The sequence below is a fragment of the Amycolatopsis ultiminotia genome, from assembly GCF_039536925.1.
GTDB classification, from domain to species: domain Bacteria; phylum Actinomycetota; class Actinomycetes; order Mycobacteriales; family Pseudonocardiaceae; genus Amycolatopsis; species Amycolatopsis ultiminotia.
Genome location: NZ_BAAAZN010000017.1, coordinates 179200 through 204920, shown reverse-complemented (window position 1 = coordinate 204920; position 25721 = coordinate 179200). Strand labels below are relative to the sequence as shown.

General features: G+C 70.1%; 24 protein-coding genes and 2 pseudogenes. 13 read left to right on the top strand and 13 right to left on the bottom strand.

The features are described 5' to 3' along the window. Positions 1-206 (top strand): annotated as a pseudogene (locus ABD793_RS32290) (IS5 family transposase); the annotation flags it as partial. Positions 207-305: 99 nt separating this feature from the next. On the opposite strand, the gene ABD793_RS32285 reads toward ABD793_RS32290, so the two are convergent. Genes ABD793_RS32285 through ABD793_RS32270 form a run of 4 tightly spaced genes read right to left on the bottom strand, consistent with a single transcriptional unit; the run spans position 306 to position 3680 of the window. Beyond that, positions 306-1196: an ABC transporter substrate-binding protein gene (locus ABD793_RS32285; RefSeq protein ID WP_344866927.1), complete on the bottom strand. Its 891-nt coding sequence runs from the start codon at positions 1194-1196 to the stop codon at positions 306-308. Next, on the bottom strand, positions 1193-1897 hold the full coding sequence (locus ABD793_RS32280; RefSeq protein WP_344866925.1) for an ABC transporter permease: 705 nt from the start codon (positions 1895-1897) through the stop codon (positions 1193-1195). Before ABD793_RS32280 ends, ABD793_RS32285 begins: the two co-directional genes overlap by 4 nt. Then, on the bottom strand, positions 1894-2592 hold the full coding sequence (locus ABD793_RS32275; RefSeq protein WP_344866923.1) for an ABC transporter permease: 699 nt from the start codon (positions 2590-2592) through the stop codon (positions 1894-1896). Before ABD793_RS32275 ends, ABD793_RS32280 begins: the two co-directional genes overlap by 4 nt. Beyond that, positions 2592-3680: an ABC transporter ATP-binding protein gene (locus ABD793_RS32270; RefSeq protein ID WP_344866921.1), complete on the bottom strand. Its 1089-nt coding sequence runs from the start codon at positions 3678-3680 to the stop codon at positions 2592-2594. The genes ABD793_RS32275 and ABD793_RS32270 overlap by 1 nt, the downstream gene beginning before the upstream one ends. Before the next feature lie 95 nt (positions 3681-3775). On the opposite strand from ABD793_RS32270, the gene ABD793_RS32265 reads away from it, so the two are divergent. After that, positions 3776-5200: a bis-aminopropyl spermidine synthase family protein gene (locus tag ABD793_RS32265; RefSeq protein WP_344866919.1), complete on the top strand. Its 1425-nt coding sequence runs from the start codon at positions 3776-3778 to the stop codon at positions 5198-5200. Positions 5201-5286: 86 nt separating this feature from the next. Here ABD793_RS32265 and ABD793_RS32260 read toward each other — a convergent pair whose 3' ends face one another. Further along, positions 5287-6474, bottom strand: coding sequence for an NAD(P)-dependent malic enzyme (locus ABD793_RS32260; protein WP_344866917.1), 1188 nt, complete (start codon positions 6472-6474; stop codon positions 5287-5289). Between the two features lie 450 nt (positions 6475-6924). Here ABD793_RS32260 and ABD793_RS32255 point away from each other — a divergent pair, with 450 nt between their 5' ends. After that, positions 6925-7533, top strand: a complete 609-nt coding sequence (locus tag ABD793_RS32255) for a dTDP-4-dehydrorhamnose 3,5-epimerase family protein (RefSeq protein ID WP_344866915.1) — start codon at positions 6925-6927, stop codon at positions 7531-7533. A 4-nt stretch (positions 7534-7537) separates the two neighbouring features. Here the strand turns inward: ABD793_RS32255 and ABD793_RS32250 are convergent, their stop codons facing one another. Next, the gene (locus ABD793_RS32250) at positions 7538-9151 is read right to left on the bottom strand and encodes a GMC oxidoreductase (protein WP_344866913.1); all 1614 of its coding nucleotides are present in this window, start codon (positions 9149-9151) and stop codon (positions 7538-7540) included. 448 nt (positions 9152-9599) lie between these two features. Further along, positions 9600-10073, bottom strand: a complete 474-nt coding sequence (locus ABD793_RS32245) for a hotdog fold domain-containing protein (RefSeq protein WP_344866911.1) — start codon at positions 10071-10073, stop codon at positions 9600-9602. 87 nt (positions 10074-10160) lie between these two features. On the opposite strand from ABD793_RS32245, the gene ABD793_RS32240 reads away from it, so the two are divergent. Next, positions 10161-10751, top strand: a complete 591-nt coding sequence (locus ABD793_RS32240) for an acid phosphatase (RefSeq protein WP_344866909.1) — start codon at positions 10161-10163, stop codon at positions 10749-10751. 1 nt (position 10752) lies between these two features. Continuing rightward, a complete protein-coding gene (locus tag ABD793_RS32235; RefSeq protein WP_344866907.1) occupies positions 10753-11235 on the top strand; it encodes a GNAT family N-acetyltransferase in 483 nt (160 codons plus the stop codon). Between the two features lie 362 nt (positions 11236-11597). On the opposite strand, the gene ABD793_RS32230 is transcribed toward ABD793_RS32235, so the two are convergent. Next, entirely contained in the window at positions 11598-12080 is a 483-nt protein-coding gene (locus tag ABD793_RS32230; protein ID WP_344866905.1) for a hypothetical protein, read from the bottom strand. A 325-nt stretch (positions 12081-12405) separates the two neighbouring features. Here ABD793_RS32230 and ABD793_RS32225 point away from each other — a divergent pair, with 325 nt between their 5' ends. Together ABD793_RS32225 and ABD793_RS32220 are read left to right on the top strand one after the other, a co-directional pair. Further along, positions 12406-13332: a diacylglycerol/lipid kinase family protein gene (locus ABD793_RS32225; RefSeq protein WP_344866903.1), complete on the top strand. Its 927-nt coding sequence runs from the start codon at positions 12406-12408 to the stop codon at positions 13330-13332. Positions 13333-13606: 274 nt separating this feature from the next. Next, positions 13607-13861 (top strand): WhiB family transcriptional regulator, encoded by a 255-nt coding sequence (locus ABD793_RS32220; protein WP_344866901.1) that lies wholly within the window; start codon positions 13607-13609, stop codon positions 13859-13861. Between the two features lie 258 nt (positions 13862-14119). Here ABD793_RS32220 and ABD793_RS32215 read toward each other — a convergent pair whose 3' ends face one another. Beyond that, complete coding sequence (locus ABD793_RS32215; protein WP_344866899.1) at positions 14120-15640, bottom strand: sensor histidine kinase; 1521 nt, start codon at positions 15638-15640, stop codon at positions 14120-14122. Positions 15641-15849: 209 nt separating this feature from the next. Here ABD793_RS32215 and ABD793_RS42860 point away from each other — a divergent pair, with 209 nt between their 5' ends. Next, complete coding sequence (locus ABD793_RS42860) at positions 15850-15924, top strand: 50S ribosomal protein bL37 (RefSeq protein WP_098515123.1); 75 nt, start codon at positions 15850-15852, stop codon at positions 15922-15924. 64 nt (positions 15925-15988) lie between these two features. Here ABD793_RS42860 and rsrA read toward each other — a convergent pair whose 3' ends face one another. Next, a complete protein-coding gene (gene rsrA, locus ABD793_RS32205) occupies positions 15989-16309 on the bottom strand; it encodes a mycothiol system anti-sigma-R factor (protein ID WP_344866895.1) in 321 nt (106 codons plus the stop codon). After that, positions 16306-16932: a sigma-70 family RNA polymerase sigma factor gene (locus ABD793_RS32200; RefSeq protein WP_344866893.1), complete on the bottom strand. Its 627-nt coding sequence runs from the start codon at positions 16930-16932 to the stop codon at positions 16306-16308. Before ABD793_RS32200 ends, rsrA begins: the two co-directional genes overlap by 4 nt. A 190-nt stretch (positions 16933-17122) precedes the next feature. Here ABD793_RS32200 and ybaK point away from each other — a divergent pair. Then, positions 17123-17600: pseudogene (gene ybaK, locus ABD793_RS32195) on the top strand (Cys-tRNA(Pro) deacylase). Positions 17601-18431: 831 nt separating this feature from the next. Here ybaK and ABD793_RS32190 read toward each other — a convergent pair. Then, positions 18432-19040, bottom strand: coding sequence for an alpha/beta hydrolase family protein (locus tag ABD793_RS32190; protein ID WP_344866891.1), 609 nt, complete (start codon positions 19038-19040; stop codon positions 18432-18434). Further along, positions 19037-19798, bottom strand: a complete 762-nt coding sequence (locus ABD793_RS32185) for an SOS response-associated peptidase (RefSeq protein WP_344866889.1) — start codon at positions 19796-19798, stop codon at positions 19037-19039. The genes ABD793_RS32190 and ABD793_RS32185 overlap by 4 nt, the downstream gene beginning before the upstream one ends. A gap of 111 nt (positions 19799-19909) precedes the next feature. Here ABD793_RS32185 and rsgA point away from each other — a divergent pair, with 111 nt between their 5' ends. The 4 genes from rsgA (at position 19910) to ABD793_RS32165 (ending at position 23853) form a co-directional block, all read left to right on the top strand. Next, positions 19910-20917, top strand: a complete 1008-nt coding sequence (rsgA, locus tag ABD793_RS32180; protein WP_344866939.1) for a ribosome small subunit-dependent GTPase A — start codon at positions 19910-19912, stop codon at positions 20915-20917. A gap of 163 nt (positions 20918-21080) precedes the next feature. Continuing rightward, positions 21081-21974 carry an SCO4651 family lipoprotein gene (locus ABD793_RS32175; protein ID WP_344866887.1) on the top strand — a complete coding sequence of 298 codons (894 nt, stop codon included), beginning with the start codon at positions 21081-21083 and terminating at the stop codon, positions 21972-21974. A gap of 147 nt (positions 21975-22121) precedes the next feature. Further along, on the top strand, positions 22122-22907 hold the full coding sequence (locus ABD793_RS32170) for an SCO4651 family lipoprotein (protein ID WP_344866885.1): 786 nt from the start codon (positions 22122-22124) through the stop codon (positions 22905-22907). A 61-nt stretch (positions 22908-22968) separates the two neighbouring features. Continuing rightward, positions 22969-23853 (top strand): NAD-dependent epimerase/dehydratase family protein, encoded by an 885-nt coding sequence (locus tag ABD793_RS32165; RefSeq protein ID WP_344866883.1) that lies wholly within the window; start codon positions 22969-22971, stop codon positions 23851-23853. The last annotated feature ends 1868 nt before the right edge of the window (positions 23854-25721 follow it).

Sequence of the window (25721 nt, the reverse complement as noted above, 5' to 3'; positions counted from 1 at the left end):
CCCGCGACGACAAGGCCTACTCCTCGAACGCGACCCGCGGACATCCGCGCAACCACGGCATCACCGCTGTGCTACCCGAACCTGCCGATCAAGCAGGGCACCGCAGACACCACGGTTCCCGCGGCGGCCGGCCACCCGCCTTCGACCCGGTCGACTACCACCGCCCCAACGCCGTCGAACACCGCCTCACCCTGCTCAAGCAATGACAAGGCCTGGCTACCCGCTACGACAAACTCGCCATCATCTACCGACCAACGGTCATCCTCCACACCGTGGCCGCTTAGACCAAGACATTGTCAGTGCACCTAGGCCTTGAGGCCGTTGTGTGCCAGGAAGTCGTCCGCGATGTCGAGGGGGTTGCGCTTCTCCTCGGTGAACTGGACGTTCAGCTCGGTCAGCTGTTCGGTGGTCAGCGCTGCGGAGACGCGGTTGAGCGCGGCGGTCTCGCGTGGGTCCAGCACGCCCTTCGCGGCCAGTGGCACGATGTTCTGTGCCGGGAACATGTGCTTGTCGTCCTCGAGCGGGGCGAAACCGTTGGCCGCGATGGTGGAGGAGGTACTGAACAGGTCGGCCACCTGCACCTCGCCCGACTTCAGCGCGGCCACGGTCACCGGGCCGCCGGTGTCGGTGGTGCGGATCTCCTTGAACTCGCAGCCGTAGAGCTGCTTGATCCGGTCCTTCCACCGGCTGCTCCACTGCCCCGGCCCGCCCATCACCAGGTCCTTGCAACGCGGGCCGAGATCGGAGAACGTCCGCACGCCGGAGTCGGCGAGCTTTCGGCCCACCACGAGCAGGTCCTTGTCCTCCGCCGGGGACTGGTCCAGCACCTCGAACCCGGCGGGCAGCTTCTGCTTCAGCTGCGCGTAGACGTCCTGCGACGTGGTCTGCTCGGCGTTCTTGTCGAAGTACCGCAACAGGTTTCCGCTGTAGTCCGGCACCACGGACAACGATTTGTCCTGCAGCGCCTTCACCACGACCTCGCGGCTGCCGACCGGCGGACGCACGGTGACGTTGCCGGCACCCGCGTTGCGCAGCGCACCGGCGTAGATCTGGGCCAGCAGCAGGCTTTCCCCGACGTCGGACGCACCGATGATGAGGTCGCCCGAATTACCGCCCTCACCGCCGCCCGCGAGCGGGTTGCCGCACGCCGACACCAGCAGGGCAAGCCCCGCCACGAGTACTCCCAGCCGCTTCACGCCACGCCTCCCGCGGACACCGCCCGGCCGGATGCCGCCTTCGCGGCCAGCCGGACTCCCTTCGGCACCAGCGCTCGTTGCACCGCGGCGAGCAGCAGGTCGAACACGATCGCCAGCAAGGCGGTCAGTATCGCGCCGGCGACCACCTTGGTGTAGTCCAAAATGGCCAGTCCGTCGAACAGGAACCGGCCGAGCCCGCCGAGCCCGATGTAGGCGGCCACCGCCGCGGTCGCGATCAGCTGCAGCACGGCGTTGCGGATCCCGCCGAGCACCAGCGGCAGCGCGATCGGCACCTCCACCTGCCACAGCCGCTGCCAGCCGGTCATGCCGATACCCTGCGCGGCGTCCACCACGTCGTGTTCGGCCGCGAGCAGTCCGGCGTAGGTACCCGCGAGCACCGGCGGGATCGCCAGCACCACGAGCCCGATCACGGTGGCCGTGGTGCTCTCGGTGAAGAGCAGGAACAGGAACGTGATCAGCCCCAGCGTCGGCAGCGCGCGGATCGCATTGCCTGCGCTGACCAGCACCACCCCGCCGCGTCCGGTGTGCCCCACGAACAGGCCCAGCGGGACCGCGATCACCAGCGCGATGACGAGGGCGAGCAGCACGTAGCCCACGTGCTCGCCCAGCCGTGCGCCGATCCCGTCCGCGCCCTGCCAGTTCGCGGCCGTGGTGAACCAGCCGAAGACGTCGCCGATCATCCGGCCGTCACCTCCGCTCCGGCCGTGGTACGGCTCGCGCGCTCCCAGGGGGTGAGGAGATTGCGCAGCTGCACCAGCAGCAAGTCGACGACGAGTGCGAGCAGCAGGGTGAGCACGATGCTCACCACGATCGGCGAGAAGTACTCACGCTGGAACCCGTCGGTGAACAGCACGCCGAGCCCGCCGGTACCGATCAGCGCGCCGACGCTCACCAGGCTGATATTGCTCACCGCCGCCACCCGCACGCCCGCGGCCAGCACCGGCACCGAAAGCGGCAGCTCCACCCCGAAGAACCGGCGCGGCCCGCGGTAGCCGATCGCCGTCGCGGCCGCGACGATGTGCGGCGGCACCGCGTCCAGTGCGTCCAGCACCGGCCGCACCAGCAGCGCGGTGGTGTAGATGGTGAGCGCGACGATCACGTTCACGCTGTCCAGGATCTTGGTGCCGATGATGCCGGGGATCACCACGAACAACGCGAGCGACGGGATCGTGTACAGCAGGTTCGACAGCACCAGCAGCACACTGCGCACCGCCCGGCTGCGGTGCCCGAGCCAGCCGAGCAGGATCGCCAGCACGATCCCGAGCACCAGCGGTACCAGCGCGAGGTAGATGTGCTCGCCGAGGTCGCCGAGTAGCTCGCCGCGGTTGTTCGCACTGGACAGATAGCGGCCGAGCTCGTCGAAGAAGCCACCCATCAGGACCCCTGCGGGGAAGCCTCGATCACGTCCAGGACCTGGTGTGCGACCACCGTGCCGAGCACCCGCAGCTGCTCGTCCACGACCACGCCGAGACTGGCGGGCGAGGACAGTGCGGCATCCAGCGCACCACGGATCGGCGTGCCCTGGATGTAGAGCGATCCGCCCGCCACGAGGTCGGTTTCGGTCAGCGAACCGTCCACAGTGGAGCCGGGTGGCAGCCAGCCGCGCGGCTGCTTGTCGTTGTTCACCGCGAGCAGCCAGCCCTGCGACGGACTGTCCACTGTGCTGCCGACCTCGACGGTGTGCACCGGCGAGACCTCCACGCCGGCCGCGGAGAGGAAGGACAGCCCGCGGTAGCCGCGGTCGCGGCCGACGAAGGAGGCGACGAAATCGTCCACCGGTTGGCGCAGCACCTCCGACGGGGTGCCGTACTGGGCCAGCTTCCCGCCGACGCGCATCACCGCGACCTTGTCCCCGAGCCGGACCGCCTCGTCGATGTCGTGCGTGACGAACACGATGGTCTTGCCCAGCTGGGACTGCAGCCGCAACAGCTCGTCCTGCAGCCCTTCGCGGACGATCGGGTCGACCGCGGAGAACGGCTCGTCCATCAGCAGCACCGGCGAATCGGCGGCGAGCGCGCGGGCGACACCGACGCGCTGCTGCTGCCCGCCGGACAGCTGCGCCGGGTACCGCTTGCCGAGCCCTTCGGGCAGGCCGACCGTTTCCAGCAGCTCGCCCGCTCGCGCGCGGGCCTTGCGCTTGTCCCATCCGGACAGCAGCGGCACGGTGGCGACGTTGTCCAGCACTGTCCGGTGTGGAAAGAGCCCGGCGTGCTGGATCACGTAGCCGATCCCGCGGCGCAGTACCGCCGGATCGCGCGCGGCCACGTCCTCGCCGTCCAGCAGTACGCTGCCGGCGGTGGGCTCGACCATCCGGTTGATCATGCGCAGCGAGGTCGTCTTGCCGCAGCCGGAGGGGCCGACGAAGACGGTGATCGTGCCGTCCTCCACCGTGAGGGAGAGCCCGTCGACGGCGACGGTGCCATCCGGATACCGTTTGGTGACGTCGCGAAACTCGATTGTCACAGACTTCTCCCTCGATCGGACGCAGCAACGACCGTAGCCGAATCGGCAACCCTTGGCAGCGTGTCCCACAAACTGGCGAGCTAGGCTCGGCCACCGTGACCGCTCTCGACGACGTGCTCGCCGCGCACGGTGCCGCGGTCCGCCCGCTGTACCAGGTGCTCGGTCTGCTGCGCACCGGCCCGCACGAACTCGCCGACCTGGTGCGGCTGACCGGCGCGCCGCGCCGCAGTGTGGAGGACGTGCTGGCCGCGCTGGAGGCGGATCTGGAGCGGTCCGCCGCGGGAGTCCGGATCACCCCGCGGGCGTGCCCCGCCTACCGGACCTACGCGTTGCCGGAGCTGCCCGATCCGCTCGACGCCGCGGTGGCCGCGCGGCCGGAGTTGCTCGCCGCGCTGGCCGAGCGGATCGCCGCCGTGCCGCCGCCGCTGGCCGCCCTCGATCACGTACAGGCCACGCCGGAGACGATCCTGCGGCGCGCGCTGTGGCTGGATTCGCGGTACGACTTGCGCCGCACCCCGGTGCTTTTCCTCGGCGACCACGACCTGACGTCGCTGGCCGTGCACGCGGTGTGCCCGCAGGCACAGCTGAGCGTGGTGGATCTCGACGAGCGCGTTCTGTCCTACCTGGACGCAACGAGCGAACGCGCGATCCGCACCGTGCACACCGATCTGCGCGTCGGGCTCCCGCCGTCGGTGACCGGCACCGCGGACCTCGTGTTCAGCGATCCGCCGTACACGCCGGAAGGGATGGGGCTGTTCGCGGCACGAGCGGTGCAGGCGCTGCGGGAGCCGACCCTCGGCCGGATCCTGCTCGCCTACGGCTACAGCCCGCGGCACCCGGCGCTGGGCGCGCAGGTGCAACGTTCACTCGCGACACTCGGCCTGACCTTCGAAGCGATCCTGCCGGACTTCAACCGCTACACCGGTGCGCAGGCGATCGGCGGTGCGGCCGACCTGTACGTGTGCCAGCCGACCGCGAAAGCGAAGAAAGCCGGCGGACGCAAGGGAAACTCCACGATCTACACCCGCGGTCCGCAGTCGGTGGAAGCGCCGGGGACCAAGCCCGCGCTGCTGGCCGCCGTGCGCGAGATCGCCGCCGAGGGCGGGCTCGCGCTGGAGACCCGTCCGGTCGGCTGGGCGAGTTCGGGCCCGGAGGGCGACGCGGTCGCGATGGACCTCTCCGGCGACCCCGGCCCGTGGTTGCTGCGCACCCTGCTGGGTACCAACGCGCGACGGCTGGCCCTGCTGGTCCCGAACAACCACCCCGACCTCGGCGACGCGCAGGCCCAGGCCGCGCTCACCGGCCTGGTGTCGGCCAAGTACCGGTTGCGCCTGTTGCGCAGCACGCCGGACAACCGGCACGCGGTGGTGGTGGCCGATCTGGTCGAGCATCCCTCGGACCTGCTGACCCGCGGGCACGCCCGGCTCGCCAATGCGGTGCTGGACGCCCCGCCGGACCTGGCGGATCTCCGGCTCGTCGACGTGCCACGGCACCGGCTGGCCGAACTCCTGCCCGGCTGAGGACCGCGTGCGGCGGGCCGGAACGGACCTGACCGCGCGAAAGGGCTCCCCGGCTGAGCACCGGGGAGCCCTTTAATGGGGATCGCTCAGCCGGCGACGCCGTCCTGCTCGGCCGCCTTCGCGACGGCCGCGGCCACCTCCGGTGCGACGCGCGGGTCGAGCGGGCTCGGCACGATCCGGTCGCGGCCGAGGTCGTCGGACGCCACCGCGACGATCGCGTCCGCCGCGGCCAGCTTCATGTTCTCGGTGATCGCCCGCGCACCGGCGTCGAGCGCCCCGCGGAACACACCGGGGAAGGCCAGCACGTTGTTGATCTGGTTGGGGAAGTCACTGCGCCCGGTGGCGACGATCGCGGCGTGCCGCGCGGCGTCGTCCGGATGCACCTCCGGGTCCGGATTGGACAGTGCGAACACGATCGCGTCGTCCGCCATGGTGGACAGCAGCTCCGGCTCGATCGTCGCACCGGACAGCCCGAGGAACACGTCGGCGCCGCGCAGCGCCTCGGCGAGCCCGCCGGTGTGGCCCGCCTTGTTGGTGGTCTCCGCGAGCTGCTGCTTGATCGGGTTCAGTCCCTCCCGCCCGGTGTGCAGGATGCCGCGCGAATCGAGCACGGTCACGTCGGCCACCCCGGCCGCGAGCAGGATCCGGGCGCAGGCCACCCCTGCCGCACCCGCACCGGAGATGACCACGCGCTCGCCCGCGATGTCGCGGTCGAGCACCAGGTTCGCCCCGCGCAGCGCGGCGAGCGTGACGATCGCGGTGCCGTGCTGGTCGTCGTGCATGACCGGGCAGTCGAGCGCTTCCTTGAGCTTGTCCTCCAGCTCGAAGCACCGCGGTGCGGAGATGTCCTCCAGGTTGACCGCGCCGAACGACGGGCGCAGCCGCACCAGCGTCTCGACGATCTCGTCGACGTCGGTGGTGTCGAGCACCAGCGGGATCGAGTCGAGGCCGCCGAAGGTCTTGAACAGCACCGACTTGCCCTCCATCACCGGCAGCGAGGCGCTCGCGCCGATGTCCCCGAGGCCGAGCACCGCGGTACCGTCGCTGACCACCGCGACGAGCCGGTCGGCCCAGGTGTAGCGCTTCGCCTTGGCGGCGTCCTCGGCGATCGCGCGGCTCACCTTCGCCACGCCGGGCGTGTAGGCGATCGAGAGGTCACGCGGGTCGGCGATCGGCCGGGTGGCCGCGACGGCGAGCTTGCCGCCCTCGTGCCCGGTGAAGATCTCGGCGTCGGTCACCGCGGCGGCGGTAGTGCTGCCGGCTTGGTCGGTCATCGGGTTTCCTGTCGTCGTCTCCGGGGTCCGCCCCGAAGGAATGACGGAATTCGGCGGGTGGATCTGGGTCATGCGAAACACTCCTGGGACTGCGAGCGGGGGACCATCCGGTACGGGCGAAGGCGCACCCGGCCCCGATGGAACTAGTCCTCCGTACGGCAGCCCAGCGCGGTAGCGCCGGCCTGTCGGCGAGGCGTCACGGCAGCCATCCGATCCGTGGGGTGTGGCGATGGCCGCGGACGCTGCGGTCCGGCAATCATGACAGGCGAGGACCGGGTCGCGACCCCTCGGTGCGGTTCACGTCACAGATTCCGCGGGTTGCGCCACCACAACCCCTACTCCCAAGACGTCCGTCCGGTTTCGGAACGCGGTTTTCCCTGGCACGGAACCGATTCAGCAATCCCGGACCGCGGCGTCCGCGGGTCGAAAAGCACTCGATATGGTGAGCTCATGGACTTCCGCCCGCTCGAGGTCGCCGACGCCTACGTATTCACCCCGCGGGTGTTCCCGGACGACCGCGGTCTGTTCGTCGCGCCGTTCCAGGAGGAGGCGCTGGTCCGCGCGACCGGGCATCCGCTGCGGGTCGGCCAGACCAACCACAGCGTCTCCCGGCGCGGGGTCATCCGCGGTGTCCACTTCGCCGACACCCCACCCGGCCAGTCGAAGTACCTCTACTGCCCGGCGGGCTCCCTGCTGGACGTGGTGGTGGACCTGCGGGTCGGCTCGCCGACGTTCGGCCGCTGGGATTCGGTGCTGATCGACGCACGGGAGTTCAACGCGGTCTACGTCGCCGAAGGGCTGGGGCACGCCTTCGTGGCCCTCGAGGACAACACCGTGATGACGTACCTGTGCTCGGAGCCCTACAACCCGTCCGGCGAGCACGGCGTCGACCCGCTCGACCCGGAGCTCGGCCTGCCGTGGCCGAACGAGCTCACCCCCGTCGTGTCTGAAAAGGACCGCACCGCGCCGAGCCTCGCGCAAGCCCGTGACCAGGGATTGCTGCCGCTCTACGAGGACTGCGCCGGCTATTACGAGAAGCTGCGCTCGGCCCGGCACTGAGCACTCACCCCACGGCGTCCTCGGCGAGCACCCGTTCGATATTGCGCTCGGCCAGCGCGGTGATCGTCACGAACGGGTTCACCCCGGTGCTGCCGGGGATCAGCGATCCGTCGGTGACGTAGAGGTTGCGGTAACCCTTCACGCGCCCGTAGCCGTCGGTCGCCTCGCCGAGCACCAGCCCGCCGAGCGGGTGGTAGGTGAACCGGTTCTCGAACGGCCGGGTGTCGCCGAACAGGTCGTGCCGGTAGATCGTGGAGTTCGCCGAGTTGATCTTGTCGAACAGTGCTTTCGCGGCATCGACGGACGGCTGGCCCTGTGCGGCGGTCCACTGCAACTTCGCCGAATCACTGCCGGGATCGTAGGTGAAGTGGCCGCGTTCGGGGTTTTTCGTGATCGCCAAGTACAGGCTCACCCAGGTTTCGAGCCCGGCGGGCACCGGCGCGATCTCCGCGAACACCGGGTGCACCGGATCGTGCCAGTTGTCGATGCCGAGCGCGGGCATCCCGGACTGCAGGCTGCCCGTGGTGTCCCAGACGTGGTTGGCGCGGCCGAGCATCACGTTGCCGTTGGTGCCCCAGCCCTGTCCGACCGCCTCGGGCAGCCTCGGCAGCCGTCCGGTTTCGCGGGCACGCAGCAGCAGTTCGGTCGAGCCGAGGCTGCCCGCACCGAGGAAGAGGTGCTTCGTGGTCACGTGCTTGGTCGCCAGCACCGTGCCGTGGGGATCGATTTCGCGGACGACGAGGGTGTAGGAACCATCGGGCTGCTGGATGATCTCGCGGACCTCGTGCAGCGTCTGGATGGTCACGTGCCCGGTGCCGAGCGCGGCGGAGAGGTAGCTCCGGTCCAGCGAGCGCTTGCCGTGGTTGTTGCCGTAGATCACCTCGGAGGCGAGTGCGGACCGCTCGACCGTGCCCGCTTCTTCCTGCTCGAGGTAGCCGAAATCGTAGACGCTCGGCACGAACGTGGTCTGGAACCCGGCCTTTTCCGCGGCTTTCCGGGAAACCCGCGCGTACTGGTAGGAACGGCAGGTCTCGAACCAGTTCGGGTCGACCCGGTTCATGCCCAGTGCCGTGTTGGCGCGCGGGAAGTACTTGCCGTACATCTCGTCCGCATCGACCTGCGGCAGGATTTCCTCGAAGTACGACCGTTTCGGGGTCACCGCCATCGCGCCGTTCACCAGCGAGCCACCGCCGACACCGCGGCCGAGGTACACCGACATGTCGCCGAAGTTCACCCGATCGAGGACACCGGCGTAGGGATCGATGTCGCGGTTGGCGATGTCCAGCCACAGGAACGACGCGAGCGGCGCCTCGGTGCGGTTCTTGAACCACATCGCCCGCCGGTCCGGATTGAGCATCTGGCAGAAGACCTTGCCGTCCGGACCCGGGTCGTGCCACAACTGGCCCATTTCGAGCATCAGCGTGGAAACACCCGCCTCACCGAGCCGCAGCGCGGTGGCCGCCGCGCCGTACCCGGTGCCGATCACCACCGCCGGGGAGTACTCCGGCAACGGCGTCGCAGCCCGTGCGGAATTCGCCGAAATACTGGTCAACCCGAACGTGGCAGCGGTGTTCAACGCGGCAAGGCCGAGGAATCGGCGACGGCTCAGAGAGGGCATGAACGGCAATCCTGACTACGGGTTCGCGGGCTGACAAGACCAGAGTTGAAGAATTTTCGCATTTGCCTGGTAGCCGGCGCCGGTTTCACCCGGCCGGGCCAACCGGACAGCGGCCACCCGGAAACCGTTGCCACGACGGGAAGTTCCACAAAGCGGAAGTAGTCACCAGAGCGAGCAACTCCGCCCACGGAAGCCATTGCCGCGACACACCGCCCCTCTCGACGAGAAGCCGTCACCACCACAGACCGCCCCTCTCGACGAGAAGCCGTCACCGCGGCGAGCCCACTCCCCTCGACGAGAAGCCGTCACCACCGCAAGCCCACTCCACTCAACGGAAGCCACAGCGGACCGCCCTCGGCATGGAAGCCGCCACCGCAGCAGTCCGCCCCTCGACGCGACAGTCGCCGTCGCAGCGAGCTGATCGCCGCAGCGAGAAGCCGTTGCCGCGCTAGGGCTTGCGAGGGGTGATCCAGATCGTGATCGTGGCGGTGACCACCGTGGCGCCGCGTGCGTCGATGATCCGCACCGGCACCGGGAGGTCGAAGCCGTCGTCGCCGAAGGCCGGGATCTCCGGCAGTTCGGCGACCGCGCGCAGACCGGTTTCCGCTTTCGCGACATAACTCACTTCCATCCCCTTGGGCAGCCACCGGTGCGAGGCCGGAACAGTGGCCTCGGCCAGCATGCCCATGGCGATTTCGGCGAGATTGCAGGCGGCGATCGCGTGAAAGGTGCCGATGTGGTTGTGCACACCCCACCACTTCGGCGCGGTCACCGAACAGTGCCCTGCACGCAGCTCCCGCACCGTCGGCAGCACCGTGCCGAAGTACGGCACACGCAAGCACATCGCGGCGGAAAACAGCTGCTTACCACCGGGTTTGCCAACCAGGCCGCGCCACAGCGGGTAGGTCGAGAGCAACGCCATCCAGCACCTCCCAGTGAAGTTACTCACGAGTAGACAAGCACACCGGTCACCCGACCGGCAAACCGGGGCACGGCTATATTCGGCCTCGTGGCACATCAGCTCTTTCTTCTCCGGCACGGCCAGACCGAGTGGTCGGTCAACGGCAGGCACACCGGGCACACCGACATCCCGCTCACCGCGGCGGGCGAGGAGCAGGCTCGCGCAGCGGGCGGCACCCTCCGCACGCTGCTCGGCGGGCCGAAGCTCGTGCTGTCCAGCCCACGCGGCCGCGCGCTGCGCACTGCGGAGCTGGCCGGCCTGCGCGTCGACGAAGTCACCGACGACCTGGCCGAATGGGATTACGGCGACTACGAGGGCGTGACCACCTCGGCCATCCGCGAAACGGTGCCCGGCTGGACCATCTGGACCCATCCGGTACCCGGCGGGGAAAGCGCGGCGGACGTCGGTGCCCGCGCGGACAAGCTGCTCGACCGGGCCCGCAGCGAAATCGAGAACGGCGACGTGGTCCTGGTCGGCCACGGGCACTTCAGCCGGGTGCTCGTGGCACGCTGGATCGGCCTGCCCGCCGAGGCCGGTGTCCACTTCGGACTCGACCCGGCCGGGCTCGCGGTACTCGGCGACGAACGCGGCGAACCGCAGGTCGAGCATCTGAACCTGCTGCCCGCGCTGGAGGCTTGAGGTGTCCGACCCGCGGGTGCGGCGGATCCGGTCCGACGACGTCGACGCCGTGGTCGAGCTGGTCCACGCACTGGCCGACTACGAACGTGCGCCGGAGGAATGCCACCTCACCGCGGCACAGTTGCGTACCGCGCTGTTCTCGCCCGCTCCCGCGCTGTTCGGCCATGTGGCCGAAGTGGACGGTGCGATCGGCGGTTTCGCCTTGTGGTTCCTCAACTTCTCCACCTGGCGCGGCACGCACGGCATCCACCTCGAAGACCTCTTCGTCCACGAGAAGCTACGCGGATCCGGTCTCGGCAAGGCACTGCTGGCGGCACTGGCGGAGGAGTGCGTGGCCCGCGACTACCAGCGGCTGGAGTGGTCGGTCCTGGACTGGAACCCGGCCATCGGGTTCTACCGCGCACTGGGCGCCCTGCCCCAGGACGGCTGGTCGGTGTACCGGCTGACCGACGAACCACTGCGCGCTCTGGCCAAGGAAGCCTGAGCCGAGCCAGCTCATTCCGTCGCCGACGAACTAGCCGCACATTCGCACCCAGTCCGGCTGCGCACCCGCACCGCACTTCCTGCTGGCCCGCGGCACCCAGCCCGGCTGCGCACCGGCACGGCACCTCCTGCCGACCCGCCGCACCCGACTGACCCGCTGCGAGCCCGCACCGCACCTCGGCTGACCCGCCGCGTCGCCCGACTGATCCGAAGCACCCGCCCCGCGCCCAGCGGGTCCGGCACACCCGCGCCGTACTCCGGCTGCTTCCGCTACGTACCCGGGGCGCACACCCGGATGCCGCGCCGCGCCAGGCTGGGTCCGTCCGGGCCGCCGTTACCGGTCGGCCGTGACGAATCCCGGCCTTACTTGCGCTCGCGGCCTTCCCGTTCCGCGCGCCTGCCCGCCAGCCCGCCGCGTTCGGCGGCTTCTTCCTCGGTCTCGTCCTCGCGCATGCCGAGTGCCCACGCGCGAGCCGGGCGGCGGAACAGCAGTACCAGTGCGGCAATCCCGAACAGCCCGATCGGCGCGCCCCACAGTGGTTGACCGGACGGACCGAGGATGTACCAGCCCACGCCGATGAGCAGCAGCGCGACCACCACCCCCGGGGACCGCGCCCAGGTGCGGCCGAGCAGCAGCCCGATCGACGCGGCGAGGAAGGCCAGCGCCAGCACCGCGTAGGTGCTGAACTCGGCCCAGATGTTGTTCCCCGGCCGCGGTGGCGTGCCGAGTCCCTCGACCAGGATCACCACGCCGAGGACCAGCAGCCCGAGACCGGGCAGTCCGGTGAACAGCCCGGCGAGGCGGACCTCGATCGGCGTCGGCGGCGGGTTCTCGGGCAACGACACGGGCGCGGCCTTTCAGCTGCTTTGCGGGAGCACAGGCACCCGACCAGGGCGGGTCACAATACGTGAGCACTTTCGATGGTATGCCACCCGGTCGGCCGTTTTCGCGCGGCGGCGGCCAGGTAAAAATCGGGGTGTCGTCGATGAGCGGGCGGTCGGCCCGGGTGCACTTGTCACGATGCACAGAGTCGCCGTGGGCAAAGGAGGACCGCCCGCCACAGGGTCACCGGTAACCGTGCCGAGGACGGCACTCGCGGCCGCTGAGCTTCGCGTCACCTTGTGCCGCCGGAGGTTCTCCTGTCCGGCGAGCGTCACCTACTCTGCGGTAGTGCGCGCCATCCTCGTCGTGAACCCCCAGGCCACCTCGACCACCCCGGGTGGCCGGGACGTGCTGGCGCACGCGCTCGCCAGCCAGGTCAAGCTCGACGTCGTGGAGACCGACTACCGCGGCCACGCGATGGCCGTGGCGAGGGCGGCCGCGCGCGACGGCATCGACCTGGTCGTGGCGCACGGCGGCGACGGCACGGTGAACGAGGTCGTCAACGGGCTGCTCTCGGATTCCGGCGGGTCCCCGGATGAGGCCGGCGCGGTGCCGACGCTCGGCGTCGTGCCCGGTGGGTCGGCCAACGTGTTCGCCCGTGCGCTCGGACTGCCTGCCGATCCGGTCGAGGCCACCCACCGGCTGCTCACTGCGCTGGAGACCGACCGGCGCCGCCGGGTCGGGCTCGGCAGGGCCGACCGGCACTGGTTCACCTTCAACGCCGGACTCGGCTGGGACGCCGACGTCGTCGGCAGGGTCGCGAAGCGCCGGGGCAAGCAGACCACCGCGGGCCTCTACCTGCGGGCCGCGGTCCGCTCCTACTTCCGCCCGCCACTCGGCCGTCCCACGCTGACCGTGCGGATCCCCGGCGAGGAGCCCGCGGAGGTGGTGACCGCCTTCGTCTCCAACACCGATCCGTGGAGCTACCTCGGCGAACGTGCGGTGCACCTCAACTCGGGCTGCTCGTTCGACACCGGACTCGGCCTGTTCGCGCTGAGCGGTCTGAGCTTGCCCACCGTGTGCACGCATGTACGGCAAGCTCTGCTCACCGACAGCGACCAGCACGGACGCAGGCTGATGCGCCGGGACGATCTGCCGCTGGTCCGCATCGATGCAGCTCAACCGGTACATTTCCAGGTCGACGGCGACCTCGTGGGGCAACGGACGCGAGTGGAATTCCAGAGCGTGCCGGATGCACTCACGGTAATTGCGTGATCGAACGACCACTGATCGCCCCCGGCAAAGTGCCTTCTGCCGTTCGTCGACGCAGAACCTCCGCTCACCGCATCGGCCTTCCGTCCTGCGGCCCGTTTCGGACAGAAACCGCAGGTCAGGGGCATAGCTCGGCCGGGTGAGCTGACTCACCGATCTTCCGGAAACCCTTGTCGAACGCGGTGCTTCGTGAAAGCATTCACAAGCACCCAAAAACACGACCGCCATGACGACTGTGGCGCGGCCCTCCCGCGTCACTGTGAAGGAGCTCACGAACATGGACTGGCGCCACGACGCGTCCTGCCGAGACGAGGACCCCGAGCTGTTCTTCCCGGTGGGAACCAGCGGTCCGGCTCTGCTGCAGGTCTCCGAGGCAAAGGCCGTGTGCCACCGCTGCACCGTCGCCTCCGACTGCCTGGCCTGGGCTCTGGCCAGCGGCCAGGACGCAGGCGTGTGGGGCGGCATGAGCGAGGACGAGCGACGCGCGCTCAAGCGCCGCCGTACGCACATCGGCACGCGGACCACCGCCTGAGCCTCCCCGGCTCAGCACCACCCGAAACCGGTAGCAACACACGTTCGCCCGGCGGGCACTTCTGCGCCCGCGCCGCATTTGGCGACACATATCCGGTTTCAGCGTAACAATCGAGACGGGTCACCCCGCACCCGGGTGCCGTCTCATCAGGACTTCCCAGTCCTCCCGCGGAACAACGTCGAACGGGCCGGTACCACTTCGGTACCGGCCCTTCGTCGTGTCCGATGTGGATCGTTCCACTTCGGACACATCCGTCGTTCAGAGCCGACGGGACAACGGGATCCGCAGTGCAGCCTCGGTTCCTGGCACGCGGTTGCCTTCGTCGTCCGTGCGGATCTTGCGCAGGGACAGCGATCCGCGCAGTTCCGATTCCACGAGGGTGCGCACGATCTGCAGACCCAGCCCGTCACTGCGTTCCAGGGAGAACCCGGACGGCAGACCGCGGCCGTTGTCCCGGATGAGCACGTCGAGCCAGCGCGCCGACCGTTCCACGATCAGCTCCACCTTGCCCGGCCGTCCTTGCGGGAAGGCGTGTTCGATGGCGTTCTGCACGAGTTCGGCGAGCACCATCACCAGCGGCGTCGCGATCTCCGCCACCACGACCCCGAACGAGCCCTTGCGCGTGAGGCCCACCTGCGATTCCGCGGTGGCCACCTCACCGACCATCGGCAGCACGTTGTCCAGGAGCTTGTCCAGGTCGACGCGTTCGTCCACGGAGATGGACAACGCCTCGTGCACCATCGCGATCGACGACACCCGCCGCACCGATTCACCCAGCGCCAGCCGCGCCTCGTCGCTCGTGGTGCGCCGCGACTGCAACCGCAACAGGGCGGCCACGGTCTGCAGGTTGTTCTTCACGCGGTGGTGGATCTCGCGGATCGTGGCGTCCTTCGACAGCAGCGCCCGGTCCCGGCGTTTGACCTCGGTGACGTCCCGCACCAGGACCAGCGCGCCCGCGGGCTGCCCGGCCGGGCGCAGCGGCAGCGCGCGGAACAGCACCACCGCGCCGAGCTTCGAATCGGCCTCGGTGCGGGTGGAGGGTTTGCCGTCGAGTGCCTCGATGATCCGGTGCGACACCTCGGTGGCATCGAACGGATCCCGGATCAGCGACCGGGTCAGCGGCGCCAGCCGCTGCCCGACCAGATCCGCCTCGTGCCCCATCCGGTGGTAGGCGGACAGTCCGTTGGGACTGGCGAACACCACGGTCCCGCTCGCATCGAGCCGGACCAGGCCGTCCCCGACCCGCGGGCTGGTGTGCGTGTCGGCCTCGTTGCCGCTCGCCGGCGGGAAGGTGCCGTCCACGATCATCTGGCACAGGTCGCCGGCACTGCCGAGGTAGGCGATCTCCAACGGGCTCGGCACGCGGGGCGCGGCGAGGTTCGTTTCGCGGCTGAGCACCGCGATCACCTCGCCGCCGAAGCTCACCGGCACCGCCTCACGCCGCATCGGCAGATCGCGGTACCAGTGCGGATCCTCCTCGCGGCCGATCTTCATCTCGCGCATCGCCTTGGCCAGCTGCGGGTGTTCGTCGACGGTGAACCGGGTGCCGACCACGTCCTCCGGGTGCGCGGTGGGTGCGGTGGTGGGCCGGGCGTGCGCGACGCACACGAAATCGCCGCCGTCGAGCTGGAGTTCCTCCGCGACCGGAACCCACAGCAGGAAATCGGCGAACGAGAGGTCGGCGAGCAACTGCCACTCCGCGACGACGGTCTGCAGGTGGTCGGCCGCCTCGCCGGGCAGGCCGGTGTTCTCGGCAAGCAGGTCGGAGAGCGTGGACACGGCTAACTGTCCCTTCCCGGTACGGGCAGGCTGCTGCGATCGGTCATCCCGGTGTCCTCCTCGGCTCGTCCCCTCCGAGCCTACGGCGCAGAGCACGGGCGCCGCCGGTCAGGCCGGGCCCGCATGACACACTGGAGCGGTTGACCCGAGCCCGGCCGGTGCTTCGCACCCCGCACCCGGGCCACGCAGCGCACACCGAGGAGAGAAGCATGTCGAAACGCGCCCGCAAGCGTCGCGACCGCAAGAAGAACGGCGCCAACCACGGCAAGAAGCCCAACGCCTGAGCTCGCGCCCGGACACGACACGGCCCCCGCACCGCATCGGTACGGGGGCCGTCGTCGTCTTGGGCTACTCGCCGGTGCGCTGCTCGACGGTGATCTCGGTGCGCTCCACGGTGACGCCACCCTGGGTGGCCACGGTCTGCCGGATCGAGGCGCGCAGCCTGCTCTTCAGCTCCGCCGGGGCGTGCTCGCCGCCGCACTTGCGGGCCAGCAGCTGCTTGAGCTGCCCGTCGATGCCGTACTCCTCGAGGCAGGGCGGACAGTCCTCGATGTGCCGGCGCAGCTCCGCGTCGCGCTGCGGGCTGCACTCGCTGTCCAGCAGCAGGTAGATCTCGGCCAGCGCGTCCTCACACCGGATCTTGGCCTCCGGCGAGTCCTCCGTGCTCATCGCTTCGCCACCTCCTCGCGGCCCCCGCGGATGAAGCCGCGCTCACGCGCGACGTCGGCCAGCAGGTCGCGCAGCTGGGCGCGGCCACGGTGCAGCCGGGACATCACGGTACCGATCGGCGTGTCCATGATCTCGGCGATCTCCTTGTACGCGAAGCCCTCGACGTCGGCAAGGTAGACCGCCAGCCGGAACTCCTCGGGAAGCTTCTGCAGCGCTGCCTTGACGTCGGTGTCGGGCAGGTTGTCCATCGCCTCGACCTCGGCCGAACGCAGCCCGGCGGAGGTGTGGCTCTCCGCCCGCGCGATCTGCCAGTCGGAGATCTCCTCCGTCGGCTGCTGCACCGGCTGCCGCTGACGTTTGCGGTAGCCGTTGATGTAGGTGTTGGTGAGGATGCGGTACATCCACGCCTTGAGGTTCGTGCCGGCCTTGAAGGACGCGAACGCCGCGTAGGCCTTCAGGTAGGTCTCCTGGACCAGGTCCTCGGCATCGGAGGGGTTGCGGGTCATCCGCATCGCAGCCGAATACAGCTGGTCGAGCAGGGGCATCGCGTCGCGCTCGAAGCGCTCGGCAAGCTCCAGCTCGTCGGCCGCCGTCTCCGGCGCGGAGTTGGGGGTGCTCGGCAAACCGTTCCCTTCCCGTTCGGCGTCGATGCGCGGACGCGCATACGGCGCCTCCGAGTTTACGCGCGGACCGGTGAAGCCTGCCCGGGGACGGCTCCGGTTGGGGCGGGAAGTAGTGAGCGTGGTGGTCACGATGTGTTCAACAGCAGGTGGCGGCAGCGCATTCCCATCCCGTTTCCTAGACTCGAGCACCATGGCGGGCAAGGGAACACCGGCGACGGCGCTGCTCACGAAACAGCAGGTGGCGCACACCGTGCACGCCTACGACCACGATCCGCGCGCGGAGTCCTACGGCCTGGAGGCGGTCGAGGCACTGGGCCTGGAGCAGGCAAGGGTGTTCAAGACCCTGGTCGCGGACGTCGACGGCACTCACCGTCGGTGTGGTCCCGGTGACCGGCCAGCTGGACCTCAAAGCACTGGCCGCCGCCACGGGCGGCAAACGGGCGAAAATGGCCGACCCGTCCGCCGCCCAGCGAGCGACCGGCTACGTCCTCGGCGGCATCTCCCCCCTAGGCCACCGCACCCGGCTACCGGTGGTCCTGGACGCCTCAGCCGAAACCTTCCCGACGATCTACTGCTCAGCCGGCCGCAGGGGCCTCGAAGTCGAACTCGCCCCCACCGACCTGGCCCGCCTGACGAACGCCGTGGTAGCGCCCATCGCAACCCACTGAGCCTTGGGGGTGGCTGGGTCTCGAAGGTTGGCTGGGGCTCGGGGGTTGGTCGGGTCCCGAAGGTCAGCCGGGTTCCGAAGGTCGGTCGGATTCCGGAGGTTGGCTAGATCCCGAAGATCGGCCGGGTCCCGAAGGTCAGCCGGGTTCCGAAGGTCGGTCGGATTCCGGAGGTTGGCTAGGTCCCGGAGATCGGCCGGGTCTCCGGACGTTAGCCAGGTTCCGAAGGTCGGTCGGATTCCGGAGGTTGGCTAGGTCCCGGAGATCGGCGGGGCCTCCGGACGTTAGCGGGGTCCCGGAGACCGGCCGGGTCCCAGAGGCTCGCCCAGATCCCACAGGTCAGCTGGGCTCCGGAGGTCAGCCCGGGTCCCACAAGTCGGCCGGGTCCCGGAGGCTCGCCCAGATCCCGAGGTCTTGCATGCGGAGCGCGCGTCGCCCAGGTCGTGAAGGTCGGCTCGGTCCCGCAGTACGCTCCGCGTACCAGCGGGCGGCTGAAGCCCGAAGGTCGCCCAGTCCCGCAGGCAGGCGAGCCCCGGCAGCCACCTAGGTTCCGGCAGCGGCCGGAGTCCGGAAGCCGCCAGGGTCCCAGCGCCACCCTGGCCTCGGAGGACGCAAAACGGTTGGGTTCCGGGGTCTGGACGGCGGTGGGCTTCGGGATGGTGCCGGGTTCGGGCGAGCCGCTGGTTTCTGAAGGTCGACCAGCCCAGCGTATCCGGCAGCATCGGTCCCGTGCCCGAGTCGGCGGGTGTTGTCCACCGGGTCGCCGGGTTGTGGACAACCCTGGGTAGCGCACGCCGACCTGCGGCACCGTCCGGTCGAGTTATCCACAATGGCTCACCAGTGCGGCCGTAGTACCCGTCCCAGCCATTCCGTCGCTGCGCGGGCCACTGTGTCCAGATCGGAGGACAGGCTGTGGTCACCGCCGACCGTCACGATCTCGTGGTGCGGGGACGGGGCGGGGCGGCCGAACGGGTCGCGCTCGCCCTGGATCACCAGTGCCGGGACGGTCACCGCGTCGAGCTCGGGCTGGCGGGTCTTCTCCGGGCGGCCCGGTGGGTGTTCCGGGAACGCCAGGCACAGCACCGCGACCGCCTGGCCCTCCGCGGACGTGCGGCACGCCACCCGTGCGCCCGACGACCGGCCGCCGAACACCAGAGGCAGCGCGTCGAAACGGGAAGACAGCTCGTCGGCGACGGTGAGCCACGCCGAGTCCAGTTGCTTGGCCGGGGCGGGTGCGCGCCGGCCGGCCACCCGGTACGGCTGCTCGACGAGCGCCACGTGCACCCCCGCCGCCTTCGCCGCGCCGGTGACCGCCACCAGGTCCTTCGCTCCGATACCGCCGCCCGCGCCGTGGCCGAGCAGCAGTACCGCGCCACCGTCCTTCGCGCAGTGCAGCTCGGCACGCGCGGTGCCGTATCCGGTGGCGATCTCCAGCGTGGTCATGGCTTCGGCAGGTCGAACAACGAGTCCACCGCCTGGCCGTCGTCGGCCCGCTGCAGCAGCTCGGGTCCGTTGTTGCGGACGTTGTTCACCAGATTCGACACCGGGCGCAGTTCGAGTGACTCGACGATCGGCGGCGGCGTCGGCACGAGCAGTTCGTCCACTTCGGACCGGTCCGGGTCGAGCCAGCCCGTCCAGGCCTCGCGCGGCACGATCAGCGGCATCCGGTGGTGCACGTCGGTGAGCTGGCCCTCGGCATCGGTGGTGATGATCGAGAAGGTGATCAGCGGGTCGGCGTCCGCATCGTCCTTGGGCCGCCAGCTCTCCCAGATCCCGCCGAACGCGATCGATGCGCCGGACGGGTCGTTCATGTAGAACGGCTCCTTCTCCTTGCCCGTGCGGCGCCACTCGAACCAGCCGTCGGCAGGCACCAGGCACCGCCGTGCGGCGAGCGCGCGCTTGAACGCGGGCTTTTCCTTCGCCGTCTCCGCACGGGTGTTGATCATCCGCGAGCCGACCGACACGTCCTTGGCCCAGAACGGCACGAGGCCCCAGCGCATGATCCGCAGCGACCGTTGCGCGGGCTCCTCTTCGAGTACCTGGCCCTCGGCATCGCGCGGATGCCGCTGCACCACCGTGACGACGTTCTTCGTGGGCGCGACGTTGTGATCCGCCCTGGCCCTGCCCTCGGTCAGGTCGACTGCGGCGAACTCTTCCACGAGCTTCGCCGGGTCCTTGGTCGCGGCGTAACGGCCGCACATGCCAACCTCCTCGAAGGTGCCTCGCCGGCCATCGTCGCACGCTGACCGGGCGGCGCGCGACCGGCGTGGGATCATTCGACCAGGCAGGACTACCGGGAGGACGTGGGCGGTTTGGCGCGAGGCGACTGGAGACGGCTGGACGAATCCGACGTGCGGATCCGTCCCGGCAAGGGTTCCAGGCCCCGCAGCAAACGCAGGCCGGAGCACGCGGACGCGGTCACCGCGATGGTCGTCGGCAAGGACCGCGGGCGCTGGACGTGCGCGGTGGACGCCGATCCGGACCGCATCGTCACCGCGATGCGGGCACGCGAGATGGGCCGGGTTTCGGTGGTCGTCGGGGACGTGGTCGCGCTGGTCGGCGACGTTTCGGGGAAGCCGGACACGCTCGCCCGGATCATCCGCGTCGAGGAGCGCAGCAGTGTGCTGCGCCGTACCGCCGACGACACCGATCCGCATGAGCGAGTGGTGGTGGCCAACGCCGCACAGTTGCTCATCGTCACCTCGCTGGCCGATCCGCCCCCGCGCCCCGGATTCATCGACCGTTGCCTGGTCGCCTGCTATGCGGGCGGGCTGGCACCGGTGCTGTGCCTGACCAAGGCGGACCTGGCAAGCCCGGACGAGCTGCTCACCGGTTACGCGGGCCTCGACGTGCCGACCGTCGTCACCCGCCACGACGAAGCCCCCGACGGGCTCGCACAGCGGCTGGAAGACCGGGTGACGGCGCTGGTCGGGCACTCCGGCGTCGGTAAGTCCACGCTGGTCAACCGGCTGGTGCCGGACGCCGAACTGGCCACCGGCGACGTGAGCTCGGTGGGCAAGGGACGGCACACGTCGGTGGCGGCGGTCGCGTTGCCGCTGCCCGGCAGTGGCTGGGTGATCGACACCCCGGGGGTGCGCTCGTTCGGCCTGGCGCACGTGACCGCGGACGACATCGTCGAGGCGTTCGAGGAGTTCGCCGAAGCCGCCGAGGAATGCCCGTCGAACTGCGGGCACCTCGGCCCGCCGGAGGATCCGGGCTGCGCGCTGGACGACGTCGTCCGCCAGACCCCCGCGGACGCCGACCGGCTGGCCTCGCTGCGCCGGCTGCTGGTGTCCCGCGCGGGCGGCGCGGAGTCCTGATCCACCGGTGCCGCTTCCGGAGGGAACCCGCTCGCGCCGGGCGGCGTCCCATCGGCACCGGCCCGGCCGCCGCGGTATCACCCGAACGGGCGTAACCGTTACGGTGGCCTGGCACTACCACGGTTGCAGAACGGACACCCGACCGACCTTCCCAGGGGGACACATGCGCAAGACCACCACCTTCGCCGTCGCGGCGGGTGCCGCGCTGGCGCTCGCATTGACCGGATGTGGCTCGAAGACCGAGAACGGCACCGCCTCCCCGGCAGGCCAGGCACAGGACCAGTCCGGCAGCGGGCTCGCCGCACCGTTCGGCGACGCGCTCAAGCTGGCCGACGCAGCCAAGCAGGGCACCGCGAAGTCGAAGTCGGCCAAGATCTCGATGGACATGTCGATGGGCGGCAAGGCGGTGACCGCGAAGGGCGCGATGAGCTTCGACGGCCAGGACCCGAAGTTCACCCTCACCATGGACAGCCCGGACGGCAGCACCGACATGCGCTACGTCGACAAGACGATCTACATGAAGGTGCCTGCCGAACAGGCTGCGCAGTTCGGTACCGACAAGCCGTGGCTGAAGATCTCCCCGGACGCCACGGACCCGCTTTCGCAGACCTTCAGCCAGTCGATGTCGCAGGCGTCGAAGCAGAGTGACCCGACGCAGATCCTCGACCAGGTTGCCAAGGCGGGCCGGATCATCGGCTCCGACCAGACCCAGCTGGGCGGCCGGCAGGTCAACCACTACCGGGTCGAACTGGACGTCAACAAGGCGGTCGACCAGTTCACCGGCAACCTCCCCGCGGAGGTCAAGAGCAAGGTGACGCAGATGCTGGCGGGCAAGGACATCAAGATCCCTGCCGAGCTGTGGCTCGACAAGGACCAGCTGCCGGTGCAGGTCACCATGGACGAATCGGCGCTGATGCAGGCCATGGGCGCCGGTGCGCAGGGCGCGGGCAAGGTCACCGTGAAGTACACCGACTGGGGTGCCCCGGTGGACGTCGCCGCGCCGCCCGCCGACCAGGTCGGCGATTTCAGCGAGATCGTGAAGAAGCTCGGCCACTGAGCCGGGCCGCTGCCACGGGCCCCGAGCCACCCGGCTCGGGGCCCGTTTTCGCGTTTACTGCCGGTAGTCCGCGTTCCCCCGAACGGGGCGACCGCGCGTGCTGTGTTTTCGTAAGGACGCTTTCGGCCGGTCAGAGGGGGTTTCCGGATGCGCAGGACGGCCGTGGTGTGCGCCGCGCTGGTGGCCGCGGCCGGATGCTCCGGTGGAGAGTCGCACCGGTTCGCCGACGCGCAGGCGCTGGCCGACGCCGCCTCCGCCGCGACGCTGGCCGGGCACTCCGCGAGGTTCACCACCGACGTCACCACCGGGACGTTCGTGTCGCACGGACAGGGGCAAGCACGCTTCGACCGCGCCGGTACGTCACTGACGATGACCACGGACTACGTCGGCGAACCGCTCGAACTGCGGCTCGTCGACCGTGCCCTGTACGCGAAAGTGCCGGACGGCGCGCGGGACCAGGTGACCGGCGGCAAGCCGTGGGTGCAGGTGTCGCCGGACGGCAACGATCCGTTCTCGCAGGTCCTCGGCGGCAGCCTGACCCAGCTGGCCGAGCAGAACGACCCCGGGCGCACGCTCACCCAGGTGCGCACGGCGGGGACCCTCGCCGCCAGTGAGGACACCCGGTTCGGAAACACCCCGGCCGAGCACTACCACCTGACCGTCGACCTGGCGAAGCTCGGTTCCGAGCTGCCCGCGGGCCTGCCGGCGGACGCGATGGCCCGTCTGGCCGGCCGCGGCACGACCGTCCCGCTGGAGCTGTGGCTCGACCAGCAGCACCGGCCGTTGCAGCTGGTACTGGACCTGTCGCCGGTGCTGCAGGCCGCCGGTGAGCCCGGCGATGCCCGGATCACCGCGCGGTATTCCGGCTGGGGCACGCCGGTCACCGTCGCCGTCCCGCCGGCCGGCGAAGTGGGCACGCTCACCGGCGGCTGATCGCTGTCACGTCCGGTCGCGCTGTCCCGTCCACCCCGGGAGAACCCGAGAGGAGCAGGACATGCGAGTGATGGTGATCGGCGCGACGGGCGTACTGGGGGTCCCCGCCGTGCAGCAGCTGTTGACGGAGGGGCACGAGGTCAGCGGGCTGGTACGGGCGGAATCGCGAACGCGTGCAGTACGGGAGACCGGCGCGAAGCCGGTGCCCGGTGACGTGTTCGACCTGGACGCCCTCACCGCCGCGCTGCGCGGGCACGACGCCGTGCTGAACCTGGCCACGCGGATCCCCGCGGTGAAACGCGCGGCCTTCCGTTCCGCGTGGGCCGAGAACGACCGGCTGCGCACTTCGGGCACGCAAACACTCGCCGCGGCGATACGTCGCGTTGACGAGGTGGGAATCGTGGTGCAGGAAGGCATTTCCCTCGCCTACGCGGACGGCGGTGAGTCCGAATTGGACGAAGAAGCCCCGTTGGACGCCCGCTTCCCTACCGCCACTTCAGTCGTCGGGCACGCGAACATCGCCGCGCTGGAAGCAGACGGCCGAACCGCGGTCCGGTTGCGCATCGCCACCCTGGTCGGCGACGACGCGATGACGAAGGCACAACTGGCCGCAGCCCGCCACGGAGCCCCGCTCATCACCGGCCGCCGAACCGCCTGGACGACCGCCGTCCACCCGGACGACGCGGCCGCCGCAGCGGTAGCCGCCCTCCGCGCCCCGAGCGGAACCTACAACGTCGGCGCAACCCCGGTCCGGAAACAACAACTCGGCGAGGCAATGGCCGCCGCCGCAGGAATACCGCACCCCCGCGCACTGCCCCAGTGGGCAGCGAGCCTCTTCGGCCCGATGTCGGTACTGGCCCGCTCGCAACGGATCATCTCGACCCGCCTGACCGAAGCAACCGGATGGCAACCAAACCACCGAACCCCGGGACCGGAGTGGTTCTGAGACCGGCGGCTTTTCTGTACGCGGAACGTCCTCCCACCCCGAGCGACGGTCCGATGCAGCGCCATCCAGCCCGATGCCGCATCGCCCCACTGCGGCGCGGCCCGGCCCAGCGCGACCCCGGTATGGCACGGCCGTGCAGCGCAACCCGGCGTGGGCAACCCGGCACGGCTTAGCCCGGCCCGGTGCCGCATCGGCCCAATGCAGCGCGACCTGGTGCGCCATCGCCCGATGCGCCCCGGGTTCAATCCAGCGCGACCCGGTAGGGCCGGTGCGACGCGGCCGCGCAACGCGACCCCGTGTGGCACCAATGCGGCGCGGCCCGCCGCGACACGGCCGTGCAGCGCGACCCGGCGCGGGGCAGCCCGGCACGGTGCACATCGCCCGATACGGCGCGGCCCGGCCATGGTACGAGCCAGGCCGGGCATGGCGCGGACGTGCTGTGAGGCAACCACCCGGCACGTTCGAGGGCCTTTGACATCAGCCAGGACGACCGGGCACTGACCGGATGTGGCAAGCGCCAGACATGGTGCGCACTGGCACTGGCACTGGCACTGGCACTGGCACTGGCACTGGCACTGGCACTGGCACTGGCACTGGCAGGAGCATGCCGCACAGCAGCCGACCGGCGCGAGCCAGGCAACCTGGCACGAGCCGATCGACCGGAAGCCATGTCCAGCCACCCGAAGCGAATGGGCCATCCGCCGGCCCCGCACACTCACGCCGCGAGCCGACTCGACCACAACAGGACGAGCCGGAACCTCACCGCCCAACGAGCCATTGGTCGGCGGCACCCCACCCCACATCGTCACCAGCGCACCAACACCGCGCCGGCCCCCGGTACGAAGCGCCCTCTCGCCCCGCGACGACAGTCCCCCGCGCACCACCGCTACCGCACGACAGTCCCCCGCGCACCGTCAGTACGGCGCCAAAGTCCCCCTCGCACCTAACCGCTACGACACCAACGTCCCCAGCGCACCACCGCCACGGCACGACAGTCCCCCACGCACCACCGCTACCGCACGACAGTCCCCCACGCACCACCGCTACCGCACGACAGTCCCCCACGCACCACCGCTACCGCACGACAGCCCCCCACGCACCGCCAGTACGGCGCCAAAGTCCCCCTCGCACCTAACCGCTACGGCACCAATGTCCCCGGCGCACCACCGCCACGGCACGACAGTCCCCGTCGCACGGCCGCTACCGACCAATGCGGCGCACGACAGTCCCGCTCGCGCCGTGGCCGAGCGCGAGGGTCCCCACCGCACCGGCCACCGGCCACCGGCCACCGGCCACCGACCAACAGCACCGCGCGATAGTCCCCCTCGTCTCGCGGGACTCCGACCGGCACCACAGCACGCTCCGCGTACAAGAGTCCCGCTCGCATCGGACGCGGCACGAGAGTCCCCGGCAGTCCAGAAGCCCTCACCCAGCCCGGCAACACGACCCAGCCACGGGCAAGCTTCTACCGCATCCCACCGATCGCATCTCCAGAGACCGGCAACCCACCTGCCGCATCTCCAACCTCACCTACCGACGACGCACCTGCCGCGGCCGCAATCCCATCGCCCGGCGAGCCACCTACCGCATCCGCAACCCAGTCCCATCGACCGGCGATCGAGCTACCGCAACGCCAGACACCGGCGACTTGCCTGCCGCAGCCCCGGACTCACCTCGTCTAGCGGCAACTCACGTATCGCATCCGCAGCCCCACCGACCGGCAACTCACCTACCACATCCCCAGCCCCACCGACCGGCAACTCACCTACCACATCCCCAGCCCCACCGACCGGCAACTCACCTACCACATCCCCAGCCCCACCGACCGGCAACTCACCTACCACATCCCCAGCCCCACCGACCGGCAA